This is a genomic window from Tateyamaria rhodophyticola (assembly GCF_047777875.1).
Taxonomy (GTDB): domain Bacteria; phylum Pseudomonadota; class Alphaproteobacteria; order Rhodobacterales; family Rhodobacteraceae; genus Tateyamaria.
In genome coordinates this window covers 530463-547313 of the sequence record NZ_CP180519.1, presented here as the reverse complement: position 1 = coordinate 547313, position 16851 = coordinate 530463, and the positions used below count along the sequence as shown (strand labels likewise).

Here is a 16851-nt window from a genome sequence, read left to right as displayed (position 1 = left end):
GGCAGACCCGATCCAGATGAACCTGACCGGCGCGCTGTTGGTGGCGATGCCAGGTATGGGCGATCCCCGGTTCGAACGGTCGGTCATCCTGATTTGTGCGCATTCCCACGAAGGGGCGATGGGTCTGATCGTGAACAAGCCCGCCGGTGGTATGCAATTGGGCGATTTGCTGGATCAGCTTGAGATCAGCTGCGCCACCAAGCTGCGCAGTGCGGCCGTGCATTTCGGTGGACCGGTTGAGACATCGCGGGGGTTTGTGCTGCACGGTGCCGGGTATCGGTCACGTCTGCAGACGCTGGACGTGACGGATGCGTTTGGCATGACCGCGACGCTGGATGTGCTGGAAGACCTGGCCATCGGGCAGGGTCCGGATCCCGCACTCACAGCGCTTGGATATGCGGGATGGGGACCGGGTCAGCTCGAAGGTGAGATCGCGCGCAATGACTGGCTCACGGCGGCGGGGGACCCGGAGCTGGTATTTGGCACCGACGATGATGAAAAGTGGCTGGCTGCCGTGCGCAGCCTCGGGATTGATCCGCTGGCCCTATCGGGTGCAGCGGGGCGGGCCTAGCGCGGTGCAGCGGCGCGGCGCAGCCGGTCGTTGATCGCGCGGCCAAGGCCGGTCTCTGGCACAGGGGCGACTGCGATGGGTTGCCCCATCGCATCCAGTTGATGCAGCGCATCAAAGAGCCGGGCTGCGGCTTCGGCCAGATCGCTACGTGGCGACAGGTTCACATCACAGTCCATGTCGCCAAACCCAAGGAACAGTTCACCCGGACCGGGCGCCGCTGCATTCAGGCGCAGCGCCGCGTCAGGCGCATAATGTGAGGCCAGCTGCCCCGGCGCGGTCACGCCCGCGCCCGCCGCGGCCAAGGGGCCGGTGATGGCCTCAACATCTTCCACCGGCACACCCCCCGCGCGCAGGAGTGCCAGCGGTGCACCACCGATGATCGTTGATTCCAACCCGACCGCACAGGGACCGCCATCGACGATCCCCGCGATCCGCCCGCCAAGGCCCGACACCACATGCTGTGCCGTGGTCGGGCTGATCCGTCCTGACGGGTTGGCCGACGGCGCGGCAAGCGGCGCACCAAAGGCCCGCAACAGACCCTGGGCGACCGGGTGCGCGGGCACGCGCAGCGCCACCGTGTCCAGCCCCGCAGTCACCAGCGACGCGATGCCGTGACCGGATCGCAGCGGCAGGACCAGCGTCAGCGGTCCGGGCCAGAAAGCCGCGGCCAGCTGTCGGGCGGCGTTGTCAAACTGCGCAATGCGCTCTGCTGCTGCAAGGTCAGGCACGTGCACGATCAGCGGGTTGAAACTGGGCCGTCCCTTGGCCGCATAAATCGCCGCCACCGCATCGCCGTCCCGTGCATCGCCGCCAAGGCCGTACACCGTCTCTGTCGGAAAGGCGACCAGCGCACCGGCGCGCAGCACCTGTGCCGCTTCGGCAAGCCCGGCCTCCGAGGCCCCAAGCATCTGCGTCTTTTTCATACGACGTGCGACGTCCCTTGCGGTTGTGACGCCGCGTTCGAGTTGCGATGGCGGGCCTGCGCTCGCATCTTGGTTCCAAAGACGCCCATTTACGCGCCCCATCCTTGCTTGCCAAGCCTGCGCTCCGGAGATTGCAAACATGCCCTTTCGTGCCCCTGTCGATGACTACCGCTTCCTCTTTGATCATGTTGTGGACCTGGCACAGGTCACCGCGACGGACCGTTTCGCCGAAGCCACGGACGATCTGACATCCGCCATCCTGACCGAAGCCGGCAAGCTCTGCGAAGAGGTGATGGCCCCGCTGCAACGGCCCGGCGATCTGCATCCGGCCCGGCTTGAGAACGGCGTTGTGCGCACCTCGCCCGGCTATGGCGAAGGGTATAAGGCGATTGCCGAAGGCGGCTGGGTCGGGATGGCGGCGGATCCGGAATATGGCGGCATGGGCCTGCCCATGACCGTGACGACGGCCGTGAATGAGATGATGTCGGCCGCTTGCCTGTCGCTGCAGCTTTCGCCGCTGATGACCCAGGGCCAGATCGAGGCGCTGGAGCATCACGCCAGCGACGATATCAAGGCGCTCTATCTGCCGAAACTCATCTCGGGTGAGTGGACGGGCACCATGAACCTGACCGAACCACAGGCGGGATCGGACGTGGGCGCGCTGTCCTCCAAGGCCGAGGACAATGGCGACGGCACCTATTCGATCTCGGGCCAGAAGATTTATATCTCTTGGGGCGACAACGATTTTACCGAGAATGTCTGTCACCTCGTGCTGGCGCGCCTGCCGGGCGCGCCTGCGGGCACCAAGGGGATTTCCCTTTTCCTCGTGCCACGCAACATTCCGGACGAAAACGGCAATGCGGGTGTGGCCAACAGCCTCAAGGTGGTCAGCCTCGAGCACAAGATGGGCCTGCACGGCTCGCCTACCTGCGTGATGCAATATGATAGCGCCAAGGGCTGGCTGGTCGGTCCCGAAGGCGGCGGTATGGCGGCCATGTTCACTATGATGAACAACGCGCGGCTCGGCGTCGGCGGGCAGGGCGTGGGCGCTGCCGAAGGGGCGTATCAACACGCGCTGGCCTATGCGCTGGAGCGCAAGCAGGGCCGGACCGAGGGCGAGACGGGCGCGATCATCGACCACGCGGACGTGCGCCGGATGCTGATGACGATGCGCGCGGACACATACGCCGCGCGTGGCATTGCGCTGATGTGTGCGGTGGCCATCGACATGACCACCGCCACGGGCGACGACAAATGGAAATCCCGCGCTGCCCTGCTGACCCCCATCGCCAAGGCGTTCGGGACGGATATCGGCAATGAGGTCGCGGGCATGGGCATTCAGGTCCATGGCGGCATGGGCTTTGTCGAGGAAACCGGGGCCGCGCAATATGCGCGCGACGTGCGGGTGACCACGATCTATGAGGGCACCAACGGCATTCAGGCGATGGACCTCGTGGCGCGCAAGATGATGGATGGCGGCGAGGCCGCGAACCTGCTGATGGACGAGATCGAGGCGGCGGCAGAGGCCGCGCGCGATGTGCTGCCGGATCTGGCCGAACCGGTCTGGCAGGCCTGCGAATCGCTGCGCGAGACAACCGAGTGGATGATCGCGCAGAACCACCGCGTCCGCTTTGCCGGTGCTGTGCCCTATCTGCGGGCGTTTGCGCGGGTTCTGGGCGGGCATGTGCACCTGACCTCGGCAGTGCAGGATCCGCAGGGGCCGCGGGCCAAGGTGGCGCAGTTCTATATCCAGCGCCTGCTGCCCGACCACACCAGCCTGCTTGCGCAGGCGCAGGCGGGTGATTACGACGTGTATGCACTGACACCGGAAGAGTTCGCCGCCTGATGCAAGATACCCCGCCCGCTGGACTGAGATACCCGTGGGCGGAGCCTCCCGAGATCGGGGCGGCAATCGAAGTGGCGCCGGGGGTGCTGTGGTGTCGGTTGCCCCTGCCGATGAAGCTGGATCACGTGAACTGCTATGCGCTCGATGACGGCGACAGCTGGACGGTGATCGACACCGGTTTTGCGTCAAAGACGACCAAGCGGCTGTGGGAGGGGTTGATGGCCGGTCCCATGGGCGGCAAGCCGGTGGGCCGGGTCGTGGTGACCCATCATCACCCGGATCATGTGGGCCTCGCAGGCTGGTTTCAAACCGAACATGGCGCAGAGCTGCTGACCACCCGCACGGCGTGGTTGATGGCGCGTATGCTGACGCTGGATGTGCAGGAAACGCCAGTGGCGGAAACGCTGGCGTTCTGGCGCAGTGCGGGCATGGATGCGGATATCCTGGCGGAGCGCGCGCAGGAACGCCCGTTCAATTTCGGGGACATCGTGGCCCCCATGCCGCTTGGATATACCCGGATCAAACAAGGCGATGTGATCACCATGGGCGGGCGCACCTGGAATGTGCATATCGGCAACGGTCACGCGCCCGAACACGCCACGTTCTGGAGCCGCGACGATAATCTGGTGCTGGCGGGGGATCAGATCCTGCCGTCGATCAGCCCAAATATCGGCGTCTATGCGACGGAGCCGATGGCCGATCCGATCGGTGACTGGCTGGAGGCGTGCGAGCGGTTGCAGGCGCTGGCGCGGGCGGATCATCTGGCGCTGGGCGGGCACAAGCTGCCCTTTACCGGGTTGCCGACGCGGATGCGGCAGTTGATCGACAATCATCACGGCGCGCTGGACCGGCTTTTGGCGTATCTTGACACGCCGAAGGCTGCCGGAGAGTGTTTCGCGCCGCTGTTCAAGCGCAAGATCGGTTCCGGCGAATACGGGCTTGCGCTGGTTGAAGCGGTCGCGCATCTGTCGCATCTCTATCAGGACGGGCGCGCAACGCGCAGCCTGCGGGACGACGGGGCCTGGGTGTATCAGCGCAAGGAATGAGCGATGGGTGAAGAGATCAAGACAGCAGCCGAAGCCGCAGAGGCGGCGGCCATGCCGCGCCAGCACGAGGTCCATTCCGACCCCAAGGCCCGCAATGCCGCAGACCAGCCGGTGCCGGCCGGGGTCAAGAAAACCCCCGCCAGCAAGAAGAGCCCGGCGCAATGGGCCTATGAGCGGATCATCATGTATATCAAGAACTTCGAAGAAGGACTTGATGGCGAACATGAGGTTGCGATGGGCTTTACCGGGGGCGATGCCGGGGTGCTCAAGATCGAGGGCATGGGCTATTTCGACCCGGACATCGTGACGTTTTACGGCTCTGATCCGACGGGGTCGAAAACGCAGCTGGTGCAGCATGTCAGCCAGCTGAACGTAATGCTGCGCGCGTTGCCCAAATCGGTGGAGAAATCCGAGCCGACGCGGATCGGGTTTCGGCTGGCGCAGGATCTCGAAGAGACCTGAGACCCGCGCGCCAAAGACGCAGTGACAGCCCGCGCGCAATGCGCTATCCGGCGGTCCAGCCAACACGAAAAGGGGGCCAGACATGGCAGAACACAAGCACGGCGAGATGGACGTCAAAGAACATGAAAAGATGTTTGACGGCTTCATGTCCTTCACAACCTGGACAGTGGTTGTGATTTTGGTTGTCTTGATCGGGATGGCGGTGTTCATCTCCTGATCAGGGATAACGTTTCGGGGGAAATGGGTGATGTTTGCACGTGCTCTTGGCGCGCTTGGATTGTGCGTGTTTCTGGCGGCTTGTGCCCAGCCGCCTGCGATTCCCTATGCATCGGACGAACGGGTCAAAAGATCCGCTTACCGTGAGCCCGGGCCTGCCACACTGACGGTGTTTACGATGGTCAGCAACCGGTCAGGCCGGGGTGCGCATTCTGCATTGATGATCAACGGCAGCCAGCGCGTGATTTTTGATCCCGCTGGATCCTTCACCAACGAGCGCGTGCCGGAGCAGGAAGACGTTCTGTATGGAGTGAGCCCCGCGGTGTTGCAGGGCTATATGAGCGCGCATGCGCGCCTGACGTTCCATGTGGTAACCCAGACCGTTGAAGTGACGCCAGAACAGGCGGAAATTGCGCTGCGGCTGGCGGAGCAGAACGGGGCGGTTGCGGGTGCGTTCTGTACGAACGCGACAACCGGTCTGCTGCGGCAGGTGCCGGGGTTCGGCGACGTGCAGCAGACGTTTTTCCCGTCCAACCTGATGGAACAGATGTCGCGCCGTCCCGGTGTGGTCGAAGATCGCTACTTTGAGGATGACGAAGGGACGATCATCGACGGCGTGGACGGCATCGAAATCCCTGCATGAGTGTTTGAACGGCGGGACGGACGCTGTTTGCGCTTTGCGCAAAGACGCCCCGCCCGCCGTCCCGTATTACGTTGTCGCAGACATGCGGATCGGTGTTGTTCATCAGCCCAGCAGGTAAACCATCACGAGCAACGTCGCGGCCCCTGCGCCGATCGCCGCAAACACGTTGCGGGTGAGCGCACCGATACCCAGTGTCACAATGGCTGCAGTCAGGCGGGAGGGTTCCGTGGTGCCGCCATCGCCGGAAAACACCACGAGCGGAGCGCAGAGCGCGGGCAGGATCGCCACCGCCGTATAGCGCAGATGCCGCAGCATCCATTCCGGCAGCGGCCGGTCGCCCACGAAACCGAGGAACGCAAAGCGCAGCAGGAAACTGCCAATGCCCAGGCCGATGATCACGGTCCACAGGGTTGCATCCTCGATCATGCGCCGCGCCCCCTGAGCCAGAGTTCGGTTTGTGCGCCAACCACCATTCCGCCGAGGCCCCCGATCAGCAGGCCCAGCGAATGCGGCACATTCACCGCCAGCAGGCTCAGGACAATCGCGGTCAGGGCCGCCGCCACATGAGGCAGCGTGCGCAACATCGGCGCGACCATCGACAGAAACGCAATTGGCAATGCGAAATCCAGCGGCAGATCCGCAGGCAGCGCGGTCCCGAGTGCGGCACCCGCATAGCTGCACACGAACCAGAAGATCATCACCAGCGTGCAGCTCCCGAAATAGTAGGCCACCCGCTGTGGCACCGACATCTCTGGAACGGCCTCGAACCTTGCATGGCTCAGGGCATAGCTCTGATCGACCAGCAGATACGCGACGCAGGCCCTTTGCCAGAGCGGTGCAGCACCCAGATACGGTGTCAGCGCCGCCGAATACATCGCCACCCGCAGGTTCACCGCCAGCGCCGAGATCAGCACGATCACCGTGGGCGCGTTGTCCTGCATCAGCTGCAACGCGGTGAACTGCGCCGCGCCCGCAATCACCACGAGCGAGAAGGTCATGACTTCGAACAGGTTCAGCCCGGCTTCGGTGGCCAGCACGCCGAACAGCACCGCGAACGGCCCCGCCACAAAGATAAATGGCGCGCCGTCGCGCAGACCCGCCAGATAGGCGGATTTCGTGGTGGTCGTTGTCATGGACGGGCTCTATTGTCGGTCTGGAACTGACTTAGCGGTGCGTTGGGGGGGATGCAATTGGCGCATGCAGGCAAAGCCGAAGGCTACATCATTGCGCCGGATCCGGCGCTGGCACGGTTGACCCGGGCTGTGGACGGGCACGACGCCCATGGCGCGCCCGTCGTCACACAGGTGGTCGAGGAACGCCCCCTGACCATTTTCCTCAATGGGCAGGAGATTGTGACTGCGATGACCATCGGGGACTATCCCGATTACCTGGCACTCGGGTTCCTGCGCAATCAGGGGATGCTGGCTCATGACGAGGCGGTCACAGGCATTGATTACGACGAAGAGCTGGAGACCGTGGTGGTGCGCACGGACCGTCCCACCAACCACGAAGAAAAGCTGAAGAAGAAGACGCGCACCAGCGGCTGTGCCGTCGGCACTGTCTTTGGCGATATGATGGAGGGGCTGGAGGGTGTGCAGATGCCACAGGTGCCGGTGCGGGTCTCGTGGCTCTATACGCTGGCGCATGTGATCAACCGCACGCCGTCTCTCTACCTCGAGGCGGGGGCCATCCATGGCACGGTGCTGTGTCATGAGGACCGTCCGCTGGTCTATATGGAGGATGTGGGCCGCCACAATGCCGTCGACAAGGTGGCCGGGTGGATGGCCGCGACCGGCACCGGGCCAGAGGACAAGATCCTCTATACCACGGGCCGTTTGACGTCAGAGATGGTGATCAAGACGGCGCTGATGGGCATCCCGGTGCTGGTGTCGCGTTCGGGTTTCACCGCCTGGGGCGTGGAGATTGCGCAAAGCGTCGGGTTGACCCTGATCGGGCGCATGCGGGGTGAACGGTTCACCTGTCTGAGCGGGAATGCCAATCTGGTGCGTGACACCGCCAAGGCGGAGGCCGCCGATGGTGCATGACCGGTTGAATGGCGGGGCGGGCGCGTCATGAGCGCGCCGCTGGGCGTGATATTGGCCGGGGGGCAGGCCACCCGCATGGGGGGCGGTGACAAGGGACGCTTGCGCCTTGGCGGGCGCAGCCTGATGGATCATGTGATTGACCGGCTCAGCCCGCAGGTCAGTGGGCTTGCTCTTAACGCCAATGGCGATGCGGCACGGTTTGCCGATCTGGACCTGCCGATCCTGGCCGATTCCATAGACGGGTTTGCAGGGCCCTTGGCGGGTGTTCTCGCCGGGCTCGACTGGGCCGCGGGGCAGGGGGTCGACACGATTGTGACCGCCGCCGCGGACACGCCGTTTTTCCCCTGTGACCTGGTGCCGCGACTGCAACTGGCGACCGATGGTATGGCACATCCCCTGGCTCTGGCCGGTACGCCGGATCCCAGACGCGGGCTGGCGCGGCATCCGACCTTTGGCCTCTGGCCCGTGGCGTTGCGCGACGATCTGCGCGCGGCACTGCGGGACGGTGTGCGCAAGGTGGTGATGTGGACGGACCGGCACGACGCGCGCATGGCCGAATTTCCGGACGAAGCGGCGTTTTTCAATGTGAACACACCGGATGATCTGGTGCAGGCGGAGGCGATGCTGTGAAGGTTTTTGGTGTTGTCGGGTGGAAGAACGCAGGCAAGACCGGCCTGATGGAACGCCTGGTCACAGAGATCACCGGGCGCGGCATCACCGTGTCCACGGTCAAGCATGCGCATCACAGCTTTGACGTCGATCACCCCGGCAAGGACAGCCACCGCCACCGTGTGGCGGGTGCGAGCGAGGTCCTGCTGGCCTCGCGCCAGCGGGTAGCATTGATGCAGGAGTTGCGCGGCGCGGATGAGCCGCAGCTTGAGACGTTGCTGGCGCGTTTGTTGCCGGTCGATCTGGTGCTGGTCGAAGGGTACAAGCGCGATGCGCATCCCAAGGTCGAAGCGCACCGGGCCGAAACGGCCAACCCGCTGATCGCGCCGGATGATCCGACCGTGCGGGCGGTGGCAAGCGATGTGGGTCTCAGCCTGCATGTCCCCGTCTTTGACCTCGATGACACCACCGCAATTGCCGATTTCATCCTCGCCGAGGTGGGGCTGTGAGCGCATTTGATACGGTGATCATCGTGGATTGGTCCGGCGGTAACCAAGGGTCGGTCAAGCCCAAGGCGGATGCCATCTGGGCCTGTGTCGCGCGGGACGGTGCGGTGGCGCCGCCCGTCTATCTGCGTCACCGGCAGGCGGCGGAGTCATGGTTGGCCGAAACGCTGACTGCGGAACAGGCTGCAGGGCGGCGGGTGCTTGCGGGCTTTGATTTTCCCTTTGGCTACCCGGAAGGCTTCGCCACAGCGCTGACCGGGCGCGCCGATCCCTTTGCGCTCTGGGACTGGTTCGAGGCGCGGGTCATGGACAGCCCCACGGGCAACAACCGCTTTGAACTGGCCGGTGAGATCAACGCGCGCTTTGGCGGGCGCGGCCCGTTCTGGGGCAATGCCGGCCCGCGCGATGTGGATGGTCTGCCGCGTACGAAAAAGGAGTACGCGAACCGTTTCCCGGAGCGGCGCAAGGCCGAGACACAGGCGCGCGGGGCGTTCACCCTGTGGCAACTGGCCGGTGCAGGGGCGGTAGGGTCGCAGACGATCATGGGGCTGCCCGTGCTCAACCGGTTGCGCAAGCGGTTCGGGGGCGCGGTTGCGGTCTGGCCCTTTGAACCGCTCGCCCCGCCTGTGTCTCTGGTCGAAGTGTGGCCGTCCCTGATGGTCGGCCCTGCGCCGGATGGATGGATCAAGGATCAGTGGCAGGTGCACGAGGTCGCGCGCATTTTGGCGGGCCTGCCTGTGGAGGACATGGCCACGATGCTGGATGTAAGCGCCCCGGAAGAGGGGTGGATATTCGGGTTGGGTCATGAGGCGGCGTTGACCGCACGGGGGGCGCATCATGCGCAATGATTGCTTTGCCCTGCCGCCGGGCGTGAACTGGACGCCGGTGGACGATGCGCTCGCCGATTTGCGCAGCCGCCTGTCTGCGGTCACGCAGGTCGAGACGCTGCATGTCGCGGATGCGTTTGGGCGCTGCCTAGCCGCGCCGGTTCTGGCGCGGCGCGCGCACCCGCCGCTGCCCAACACGGCGGTGGACGGGTATGGGTTTGCCGGTGGCCGGGGGCAGGGCACGCACGCCTTGCCACTGGTGACGGATGTGGCCGCCGCCGGGGCTGCACCGGACGTAATTGTGCCCGACGGGCACGCGATCCGCATCCTGACCGGTGCCGCGCTGCCGCTCGGTGTGGACACCGTCCTGTTGCAGGAAGAGGCGGACGTGACAGACGGCACCTTGCGCTTTGACGGACCGGTCAAGGCGGGGGCCAATACGCGCAAGGCGGGCGAGGATGTCACCGAAGGACAGGTCGTGGCCGAGGCCGGGCGCCGCCTGACGGCGGCTGATCTCGGCCTGCTCACCGCTACGGGAGTGGCGGAGGTTGCCGTGCGCGCCCCGCTGCGCGTGGCGATCCTGTCCACCGGGGACGAATTGGTGCCCGCCGGTCAAGTGGCCGCTCCGGGCCAGATTTATGACGCCAACGGCCCCATGCTGCGCGCGCAGATCACGGCCCTTGGCCACCGGGTTGTGCATCAGGGGCACGTTGCCGACGACCGCGCTGCGCTGCGTGCGGCCCTCGATGCCGCGTCGGAGGTGGCGGATGTCATCCTGACCAGCGGCGGTGCGTCCGCCGGGGATGAGGACCATGTGTCGGCCCTGTTGCAGGACACGCAGTCCATGGCGCTGTGGCGCATCGCGATCAAACCGGGCCGTCCGCTGGCGCTCGGCGTCTGGAACGGTGCGCCGGTCTTTGGTCTGCCGGGCAATCCTGTGGCCGCGCTTGTGTGCACCTTGGTCTTTGCCGCGCCCGCCTTGTCGCTGCTCGCGGGGGGGCGGTGGTTTGCGCCGCACGGCTTTGACCTGCCCGCCGCCTTCACCAAGCGCAAGAAGCCCGGGCGCCGCGAATTCCTGCGCGCACGGGTCCGCGATGGGCGGGTCGAGGCGTTTGCGTCCGAAGGATCGGGCCGTATCAGCGGGCTCAGCTGGGCCGAAGGTCTGGTGGAGTTGCCGGACGGTGCCCTGGACGTCGCACCGGGCGATCCGGTCCGCTTTATTCCCTGGGCCGGATTTGCCGGTTAATCGGGGTTGCGGTAGACGCGGCACAGGCACCCTTGGCGCGCCAGCGCGCGGCACAGCGTGTCGGCCCCATCGCGATCCCGTCGCCCGATACGCCCCATGATATAAGGCGCGCGACCGCGCACCCGTGACTTCACCGGGACGTACTCCACCTGCTCGCGGCTGACCTGCGCCCGGCACCGGGCGGTCTTGCGTGTGACGCTGGCCTCTGCTGCGGCTCGTGTCGTACCAAACCCAAGCTGTACGCCCCACGTGCTCCACCGTCCCTGCGGTGCACTCAGCGGGCTGACTTTGCGCTGCTTGGCCATGGCCAGGCAGGCCCGCAAAAACGGCGTGTCACTGTCCAGGGCAAAGTCATGGGTCCGAGGCGGCGCATCCCGCCACGCCTGCGCACTCAGCCCCGTTATGATGCGCACATAATCAATCGTCTCGCGCGCCAGACCGCCCCCGTTCAGGAACCCGTCCGCACGCCGCTCGCCCCCGTTATAGGCCACCGCCGCCAACCCGGCATTGCCATAACGGCGCTGCAAAACGCCCAGATACTGCGCCGACCGCTCAATCGCCTCGGCCGGGTTATTGCTGTCCTGCAACCCGCGCAACGCCGCCGTCTGCGGCATGAACTGTGCAATGCCCTGGGCACCCGCAGGGCTTAACGCGTTGGGATCAAAGCGGCTTTCCTGCCACAAGAGCCGCGCGAAAAAACCTGCGTCAAGAAGATGCCTGCGGCTTGCCCCTTCGATATGCTGGCAGATGTCAAAGGCCGCGTGATCCGGCCGGATACAGGCCACAGGCCCGATGGCACCCGTGCTGCACAGGGTGCCGGGCGTGCGGGCAGCGGCAGGTGTTGACCACATCATCAGCGCGGCCAACATCAGCGCCGCCCAAAACTCATACCTTTTCATGGCGCGGCACCCGTATTAGGTCAGTTCGCAGGACCAAGTATCGGGGCATCATGGCATTTTTCAAGAAACTCAAGAACCGGTTGTTCAAATCCTCGTCGAAAATCGATGAGGGCCTTGAGGCGATTGTCGAAGATGGTGGCGTCGAGGAGGCGGCAACGCCGGACACAGCGCCCCCGGTGCCAGAGCCGCAGCCTGATCCAGTTCCCGCGCCCGCACCAGCACCAGAGCCAGACCCGGAACCGACCCCGGCGGCGCCCATTGAACCAGACCCGACACCAGCACCGGTGCCGGACCCGGACCCGGTTCCCGCGCCACCCGTCGAGCCAGACCCGACACCTGCGCCGCCAGCCGACCCGGAACCCGCACCTGCGGAGGAACCCGCGCCCGCGCCGGTCGAAATGCCGCCCCTCGCACCGGAGCCCGCACCCATGGACGTGCCCCGCGAGGTGCCAGCACCCGAACCGCTCACCCCGCCCACACCACCGGAGATGCCAGGGCCGGACGGTCCGCAAACCCGGGCGGACCCGCTCCGGACCCGCGTGGACGGACCCGCGACCATCGACTTTGCGACTGATGACACGGACGCTGATGCCACGCCCGAGGCGGCCAGCACGCCCGGTCTTTTGGGCCGCCTGCTGGGCCGAAAGGATACTGCACCGGTCGTACGCCGCACCCTAGACGACGATATGCTGGAACAGCTCGAAGAGCTGCTGATCGCCGCCGATATGGGGGTCGATACGGCCCTGCGCGTGACCGCCAATATGGCCGAAGGCCGGATGGGCAAAAAACTCTCCGTTCAGGAAATCAAGGAACTGATGGCGCAGGAAATCGCCCGCATCATGGACCCCGTCGCCAAACCCCTCCCGCTCTATCCCCAGAAACCGCAGGTGGTTCTGGTCGTGGGCGTGAACGGCTCGGGCAAGACGACGACAATCGGCAAACTCGCCAGCCAGTTTCGCGCCGCGGGCAAATCGGTTGTGATCGCCGCCGGTGACACGTTCCGGGCGGCCGCCGTGGAACAGTTGCAGGTCTGGGGCGAGCGGGCAGGCGTGCCCGTGCTTACCGCGCCCGAGGGCTCCGACCCGGCCAGCCTCGCCTATGACGCGCTGACCCAGGCGCAGAACGACGGCGCGGACCTGTTGATGATCGACACCGCAGGACGGCTGCAAAACCGCGGCGACCTGATGGAAGAACTGGCCAAGATCGTCCGCGTGATCCGCAAGAAGGATGAAAGCGCGCCGCACAACACACTCCTCGTGCTGGATGCCACGACGGGCCAGAACGCGGTGGAACAGGTCAAGGTGTTCCAGCAGGTCTCGGACGTCTCGGGCCTCGTGATGACCAAACTGGATGGCACCGCCAAGGGCGGTGTGCTGGTGGCCCTCGCTGACAAGTTCGGCCTGCCGATTCACGCCATTGGCGTTGGCGAACAGATCGACGATTTGTCTCCGTTCGACCCCGAAGAATTCGCCGCAGCCCTCACCGGGCTCGATGCCGAATGACGCCTCCTTCTTCTGGCCGAAAATACCACGGGGGACGGCCGCAGGCCGGGGGGCAGAGCCCCCACGTAACAAAGAATCCAGCCCGTCCGGACGCAGCGCAAAACCCCCTGACCCCCAAACATAGCACCCATCAGGCCCAAGGGCAGGGCCGTCAAACAGCAAAAAAACGCCCCGGCCCATCTGGCGCGCGGAGCGTCCATGCCCCGAAACTTCACCGCGGTCGCGCGTGCGCGGCGCGCCTGCGTAACGCCCGCACCCAACCCGCCCAAGCGCGGGGGCGCAGCCCCCGCCCCCGCCCCCGCCCACCGCAGGCGCTGATCGCAAGATCATGACCCAATGGCTGGCCAGTATCGAAGCCACGGATACAGGGCACAATGTTGCCCTCGCGCTGGCCCTGTTGGCCGCGTTCCTGCACGCTGTGTTCGGCGCGCTGCAAAAGGGCCGGCATGATCCGTGGATGACCCGCGGGGCCGTTGACGCGTCCTATGGGCTGATGGCAGCACCTTTCGCCCTCTTCGTCGTGCCGTGGCCCGAGCCGCATATGTGGCCGATCTTTGCGGGCGTGTTTGTGATCCACGTGATCTACAAGAGCCTCCAGGCCTGGGCCTATACCAAGGGCGCCTACACGGTGGTCTACCCGGTGGTGCGCGGCACAGGGCCGCTCTTTACGGTCATCGGCGCCTATATCCTCTTTGCCGAAACGTTCACGCTGACCCAATGGCTGGGCGTCGGGGTCCTGCTGGCCGGGATTTTCGGCCTTGGGGCCTACAATCTCGCCTATCTGGAAGCCGAGCGTGACACGTTGCCCGCAGCCCTCGGCCTCGCCGTGATCACCGGGCTCTTCGTGGCGCTCTACACGACCTATGACGCCTACGGCATCCGGGCCACCGCCAACCCGTTCACCTTCCTTGCCTGGTTCTTCTTTATCGATGGGCTCTTCATGCCCTGGGTCGCGCTGGCCCGCTACCGACGCATGACCCACCCGCCCGACCTTGGCCCACTTGCGCTGCGGGGCGTCTTCGGCGGGCTGGTCGCGATCTTCAGCTTCGGCTCGATCATGATGGCCACCCGTCTGGACAAGGTCGGCGAGGCCGCGGTGCTGCGCGAAACCTCCACCGTCTTTGCCGCCATTATCGGTTGGCTGGTGCTCAAAGAAACGGTAGGACCACGCAGAATTGCCCTGATGACGCTGATCGCACTGGGCGCGGTCATCGTCGAGATGGGCGGATAAGAGGCAGGCATGAGCGACGCACGCGAGATCAATCCCATCCTGAAACAGGTGCTCGAACTGGGCCCGCCGCTGGTCTTCTTCCTGATCTACCTGCGCATCCGCGACGATGTGTTCACCTTTGGCGGCACAGACTATTCCGGGTTCATCGTGGCCACGCTGATCTTTGTGCCGATTCTGCTGGTGGCGATGGGCATCCTGTGGGCGCTGACCGGCAAACTCAGCCGGATGCAGATCTTTACGGCGGTCATGGTGATCTTCTTTGGCGGGCTGACGGCGTGGTTCAACGACGAACGCTTCTTCAAGATGAAGACCAGCATTGTCTACGGCGTCTTTGCCCTGCTGCTTGGCATCGGCCTCCTGCGCGGGCAAAGCTGGCTGGCCTACGTGCTCAACGATGCGATGCCCATGCGCCACCAGGGGTGGATGATCCTGACCCGGCGGCTCTGCGCGATGTTCGCAGGTCTTGCCGTCGCGAATGAGGTGATCTGGCGCACCATGTCCACCGACACATGGGTCAAGATCGAAACCTTCGCCTTTCCCGCGGCCCTGGTTGCGTTCCTGTTCTGGCAGATCACTGCGCTGCAGGGATACCTGATCGAAGACGAAAAAGAGGGCTAGCCGCCGTTCTTCTTGCCAAAAAGTGCCGCCTGCCCTTTGGCATCGTGCTGGGTTTTGCGTTTCTCGGCATAAAGCGCGCGGCCCCGTTGCACGCCGGGACGCGCGCCCACCGCGTCCAGCCACCGCGCCAGATGCGGCTTGTCATCCAGTGTCTGTTCCTGACCTTCCCAGAGCGAGGCCCAGGGCCAGATGGCCATATCCGCAATCGAATAGTCGCCTGCGACGTATTCATGCGCCGCCAACTGCCGGTCGAGCACACCGTAAAGGCGCGCGGTTTCGCTGCGATACCGGTCCTTGGCATAGGGGATGTCGTGCCCCATTTGCGGCGCGTATTTCAGGAAATGATGCGTCTGCCCCGCCATCGGCCCGACGCCGCCCATCTGCCACATCAGCCATTGGTCCACCGCCACCCGCTCCCGCTCGGATCCGCCGCCGAACTGCCCCGTCTTGCGTGCGAGATATTGGAGGATCGCCCCACTCTCGAAAATCGAGATTGGTGCACCGTCCGGCCCATCATGATCCACGATCGCAGGCATCCGGTTGTTGGGCGAGATCGCCAGAAACGCAGGCTTGTGCTGATCCCCGGCCGAGATATCGACCAGATGTGTCGCGTAGGCGAGGCCAAACTCTTCCAGCGCTATCGAGGCTTTCCACCCGTTTGGGGTGGGCCAGAAATATAGGTCAATCATGTCAGCGCTCCGGTCAGCTTGGCGCTTATGATGCCGCTTTCTGCCCCATGGGCAAGGCCAGCCGCAGGGCAGGGCGCGCAAACATCCGTGACCAGCGCGGGGCCACCACGTCCGGCAATGCCGCACGCAGGGGGGACAGGGGCACCGCGCGCGGCATACGCAATGCGCGCGCGTAAAACGGCAGTGCGCCGGGACGTGTATAGCTGGACCAGTGGCACACACGCCGGGCAGGCGCACCGACATGCCCGCCAAAGCGCGGCAACACCTCAAGGCTGCGCGCACAATCCAGTTGCAGGGTCACAGCGTTGGGCAGATCAAGCCCGACGCCCATGGCCCAGTCCCCGGGCACGGGCGGCACAATCAGCCGCTCGAACATGAAATCGAACAGGTCATTTTCGCGGCTGGTCACATTGAACAGCTCTGCCGCGCGGCCCGCCGGGCTGTGCATGGCCGTCATGGCCCGGCTGGCATAGCTCGCCCCGCTCAGCGCGATGATCCGTCCCACGTCGCCCGCGCGCAAGGCAGGCAACGCCTCAAACATCACTTCGCTGCCCATGGAATGGGTGATCACATGCACCGGGCGCGCGGGGTGCGCCGCACGCAACAGGGTGATCACATCCGCCAGATGCCCGCCCGCCGCTTGCGCAGACCGCTGCGCCTGCCACAACCCGCCACGGGCCCGCCAGCCAAAGGCGATGGCCAATCCTTCGTCCTGCGCGCCCGTGCCAAATCCCAAAGGCTGCAGCCATGAGACATGCGTGGGGCGCGCGCACCGCGCGCCTTGGCCGAAGATCGTCGTGTGGGGGGAACATGCCGCGTGGTTCGGGTCGTATTTGAACCCGTGGATCAGGATCATGACCGGCCCGGTCCCAAGGGCCGCCCGTCGCAGCGCGGGCACAGCCGGGGCCGGAGAGCCGTTCAGGGTTAGCCCGCCGGGACCTGCATTCAGTCTTAGGATGGGCATCTCTGCAC

The 16851-nt window shown here is 65.2% G+C and carries 20 protein-coding genes; 14 read left to right on the top strand and 6 right to left on the bottom strand.

Annotation, left to right across the window (positions count from 1 at the left end; translation table 11 throughout):
* Window positions 1-16 precede the first annotated feature (16 nt).
* Complete coding sequence (locus ACERHN_RS04055; RefSeq protein ID WP_415922681.1) at window positions 17-571, top strand: YqgE/AlgH family protein; 555 nt, start codon at window positions 17-19, stop codon at window positions 569-571.
* Here ACERHN_RS04055 and ACERHN_RS04050 read toward each other — a convergent pair.
* Window positions 568-1494 (bottom strand): L-threonylcarbamoyladenylate synthase, encoded by a 927-nt coding sequence (locus ACERHN_RS04050; RefSeq protein ID WP_415921365.1) that lies wholly within the window; start codon window positions 1492-1494, stop codon window positions 568-570. The two genes, ACERHN_RS04055 and ACERHN_RS04050, sit on opposite strands and share 4 nt — an antisense overlap.
* Window positions 1495-1633: 139 nt before the next feature.
* On the opposite strand from ACERHN_RS04050, the gene ACERHN_RS04045 reads away from it, so the two are divergent.
* From ACERHN_RS04045 to ACERHN_RS04025, 5 genes are all read left to right on the top strand, one after another.
* A complete protein-coding gene (locus ACERHN_RS04045) occupies window positions 1634-3340 on the top strand; it encodes an acyl-CoA dehydrogenase (protein ID WP_415921364.1) in 1707 nt (568 codons plus the stop codon).
* Complete coding sequence (locus ACERHN_RS04040; protein WP_415921363.1) at window positions 3340-4386, top strand: MBL fold metallo-hydrolase; 1047 nt, start codon at window positions 3340-3342, stop codon at window positions 4384-4386. Before ACERHN_RS04045 ends, ACERHN_RS04040 begins: the two co-directional genes overlap by 1 nt.
* 3 nt (window positions 4387-4389) lie before the next feature.
* Window positions 4390-4848 (top strand): DUF6173 family protein, encoded by a 459-nt coding sequence (locus ACERHN_RS04035; protein WP_415921362.1) that lies wholly within the window; start codon window positions 4390-4392, stop codon window positions 4846-4848.
* An 82-nt stretch (window positions 4849-4930) separates the two neighbouring features.
* Window positions 4931-5065 carry an aa3-type cytochrome c oxidase subunit IV gene (locus ACERHN_RS04030; protein ID WP_415921361.1) on the top strand — a complete coding sequence of 45 codons (135 nt, stop codon included), beginning with the start codon at window positions 4931-4933 and terminating at the stop codon, window positions 5063-5065.
* A 30-nt stretch (window positions 5066-5095) separates the two neighbouring features.
* Window positions 5096-5707: a hypothetical protein gene (locus ACERHN_RS04025; RefSeq protein ID WP_415921360.1), complete on the top strand. Its 612-nt coding sequence runs from the start codon at window positions 5096-5098 to the stop codon at window positions 5705-5707.
* Between the two features lie 102 nt (window positions 5708-5809).
* Here the strand turns inward: ACERHN_RS04025 and ACERHN_RS04020 are convergent, their stop codons facing one another.
* Together ACERHN_RS04020 and ACERHN_RS04015 are read right to left on the bottom strand one after the other, a co-directional pair.
* Complete coding sequence (locus ACERHN_RS04020; protein WP_415921359.1) at window positions 5810-6133, bottom strand: AzlD domain-containing protein; 324 nt, start codon at window positions 6131-6133, stop codon at window positions 5810-5812.
* Window positions 6130-6840: an AzlC family ABC transporter permease gene (locus tag ACERHN_RS04015; RefSeq protein ID WP_415921358.1), complete on the bottom strand. Its 711-nt coding sequence runs from the start codon at window positions 6838-6840 to the stop codon at window positions 6130-6132. The genes ACERHN_RS04020 and ACERHN_RS04015 overlap by 4 nt, the downstream gene beginning before the upstream one ends.
* A gap of 51 nt (window positions 6841-6891) precedes the next feature.
* Here ACERHN_RS04015 and ACERHN_RS04010 point away from each other — a divergent pair, with 51 nt between their 5' ends.
* From ACERHN_RS04010 to glp, 5 genes are read left to right on the top strand one after another with little or no spacing between them, the layout of a single operon-like run.
* Window positions 6892-7752 (top strand): formate dehydrogenase accessory sulfurtransferase FdhD, encoded by an 861-nt coding sequence (locus tag ACERHN_RS04010; RefSeq protein WP_415921357.1) that lies wholly within the window; start codon window positions 6892-6894, stop codon window positions 7750-7752.
* Between the two features lie 27 nt (window positions 7753-7779).
* Window positions 7780-8382 carry a molybdenum cofactor guanylyltransferase MobA gene (gene mobA, locus ACERHN_RS04005; RefSeq protein WP_415921356.1) on the top strand — a complete coding sequence of 201 codons (603 nt, stop codon included), beginning with the start codon at window positions 7780-7782 and terminating at the stop codon, window positions 8380-8382.
* Window positions 8379-8870, top strand: coding sequence for a molybdopterin-guanine dinucleotide biosynthesis protein B (mobB, locus tag ACERHN_RS04000; protein WP_415921355.1), 492 nt, complete (start codon window positions 8379-8381; stop codon window positions 8868-8870). Before mobA ends, mobB begins: the two co-directional genes overlap by 4 nt.
* Window positions 8867-9715, top strand: a complete 849-nt coding sequence (locus ACERHN_RS03995; RefSeq protein ID WP_415921354.1) for a molybdopterin guanine dinucleotide synthesis — start codon at window positions 8867-8869, stop codon at window positions 9713-9715. The genes mobB and ACERHN_RS03995 overlap by 4 nt, the downstream gene beginning before the upstream one ends.
* Window positions 9705-10940 (top strand): gephyrin-like molybdotransferase Glp, encoded by a 1236-nt coding sequence (glp, locus tag ACERHN_RS03990; protein ID WP_415921353.1) that lies wholly within the window; start codon window positions 9705-9707, stop codon window positions 10938-10940. The genes ACERHN_RS03995 and glp overlap by 11 nt, the downstream gene beginning before the upstream one ends.
* On the opposite strand, the gene ACERHN_RS03985 is transcribed toward glp, so the two are convergent.
* Entirely contained in the window at window positions 10937-11839 is a 903-nt protein-coding gene (locus ACERHN_RS03985; RefSeq protein ID WP_415921352.1) for a lytic transglycosylase domain-containing protein, read from the bottom strand. The genes glp and ACERHN_RS03985 overlap by 4 nt on opposite strands.
* A gap of 50 nt (window positions 11840-11889) precedes the next feature.
* Between ACERHN_RS03985 and ftsY the strand changes: the two genes are divergently transcribed.
* The 3 genes from ftsY (at window position 11890) to ACERHN_RS03970 (ending at window position 15190) form a co-directional block, all read left to right on the top strand.
* Window positions 11890-13341, top strand: a complete 1452-nt coding sequence (gene ftsY / locus ACERHN_RS03980) for a signal recognition particle-docking protein FtsY (protein ID WP_415921351.1) — start codon at window positions 11890-11892, stop codon at window positions 13339-13341.
* A gap of 328 nt (window positions 13342-13669) precedes the next feature.
* Window positions 13670-14572, top strand: a complete 903-nt coding sequence (locus ACERHN_RS03975) for an EamA family transporter (protein WP_415921350.1) — start codon at window positions 13670-13672, stop codon at window positions 14570-14572.
* 9 nt (window positions 14573-14581) lie between these two features.
* Window positions 14582-15190, top strand: a complete 609-nt coding sequence (locus ACERHN_RS03970) for an inner membrane-spanning protein YciB (RefSeq protein WP_415921349.1) — start codon at window positions 14582-14584, stop codon at window positions 15188-15190.
* Here the strand turns inward: ACERHN_RS03970 and ACERHN_RS03965 are convergent.
* Both ACERHN_RS03965 and ACERHN_RS03960 read right to left on the bottom strand, forming a co-directional pair.
* Window positions 15187-15879, bottom strand: a complete 693-nt coding sequence (locus tag ACERHN_RS03965; RefSeq protein WP_415921348.1) for a glutathione S-transferase N-terminal domain-containing protein — start codon at window positions 15877-15879, stop codon at window positions 15187-15189. The two genes, ACERHN_RS03970 and ACERHN_RS03965, sit on opposite strands and share 4 nt — an antisense overlap.
* Window positions 15880-15904: 25 nt before the next feature.
* On the bottom strand, window positions 15905-16843 hold the full coding sequence (locus tag ACERHN_RS03960; RefSeq protein ID WP_415921347.1) for an alpha/beta hydrolase: 939 nt from the start codon (window positions 16841-16843) through the stop codon (window positions 15905-15907).
* Window positions 16844-16851: the final 8 nt, after the last annotated feature.

What these genes read in the sequence shown, in the direction of transcription:
- ACERHN_RS04050 (WP_415921365.1), bottom strand. Translation starts at nt 1,494, where the DNA reads ATGAAAAAGACGCAGATGCTTGGGGCCTCGGAGGCCGGGCTTGCCGAA.
- ACERHN_RS03965 (WP_415921348.1), bottom strand. Translation starts at nt 15,879, where the DNA reads ATGATTGACCTATATTTCTGGCCCACCCCAAACGGGTGGAAAGCCTCG.
- ACERHN_RS04055 (WP_415922681.1), top strand. Translation starts at nt 17, where the DNA reads ATGAACCTGACCGGCGCGCTGTTGGTGGCGATGCCAGGTATGGGCGAT.
- ACERHN_RS03960 (WP_415921347.1), bottom strand. Translation starts at nt 16,843, where the DNA reads ATGCCCATCCTAAGACTGAATGCAGGTCCCGGCGGGCTAACCCTGAAC.
- ACERHN_RS04010 (WP_415921357.1), top strand. Translation starts at nt 6,892, where the DNA reads ATGCAATTGGCGCATGCAGGCAAAGCCGAAGGCTACATCATTGCGCCG.
- ACERHN_RS03975 (WP_415921350.1), top strand. Translation starts at nt 13,670, where the DNA reads ATGACCCAATGGCTGGCCAGTATCGAAGCCACGGATACAGGGCACAAT.
- ACERHN_RS04020 (WP_415921359.1), bottom strand. Translation starts at nt 6,133, where the DNA reads ATGATCGAGGATGCAACCCTGTGGACCGTGATCATCGGCCTGGGCATT.
- ACERHN_RS04025 (WP_415921360.1), top strand. Translation starts at nt 5,096, where the DNA reads ATGTTTGCACGTGCTCTTGGCGCGCTTGGATTGTGCGTGTTTCTGGCG.
- ftsY (WP_415921351.1), top strand. Translation starts at nt 11,890, where the DNA reads ATGGCATTTTTCAAGAAACTCAAGAACCGGTTGTTCAAATCCTCGTCG.
- ACERHN_RS04040 (WP_415921363.1), top strand. Translation starts at nt 3,340, where the DNA reads ATGCAAGATACCCCGCCCGCTGGACTGAGATACCCGTGGGCGGAGCCT.
- ACERHN_RS04015 (WP_415921358.1), bottom strand. Translation starts at nt 6,840, where the DNA reads ATGACAACGACCACCACGAAATCCGCCTATCTGGCGGGTCTGCGCGAC.
- ACERHN_RS03970 (WP_415921349.1), top strand. Translation starts at nt 14,582, where the DNA reads ATGAGCGACGCACGCGAGATCAATCCCATCCTGAAACAGGTGCTCGAA.
- ACERHN_RS04035 (WP_415921362.1), top strand. Translation starts at nt 4,390, where the DNA reads ATGGGTGAAGAGATCAAGACAGCAGCCGAAGCCGCAGAGGCGGCGGCC.
- glp (WP_415921353.1), top strand. Translation starts at nt 9,705, where the DNA reads ATGCGCAATGATTGCTTTGCCCTGCCGCCGGGCGTGAACTGGACGCCG.
- mobA (WP_415921356.1), top strand. Translation starts at nt 7,780, where the DNA reads ATGAGCGCGCCGCTGGGCGTGATATTGGCCGGGGGGCAGGCCACCCGC.
- ACERHN_RS04045 (WP_415921364.1), top strand. Translation starts at nt 1,634, where the DNA reads ATGCCCTTTCGTGCCCCTGTCGATGACTACCGCTTCCTCTTTGATCAT.
- ACERHN_RS03985 (WP_415921352.1), bottom strand. Translation starts at nt 11,839, where the DNA reads ATGAAAAGGTATGAGTTTTGGGCGGCGCTGATGTTGGCCGCGCTGATG.
- ACERHN_RS04030 (WP_415921361.1), top strand. Translation starts at nt 4,931, where the DNA reads ATGGCAGAACACAAGCACGGCGAGATGGACGTCAAAGAACATGAAAAG.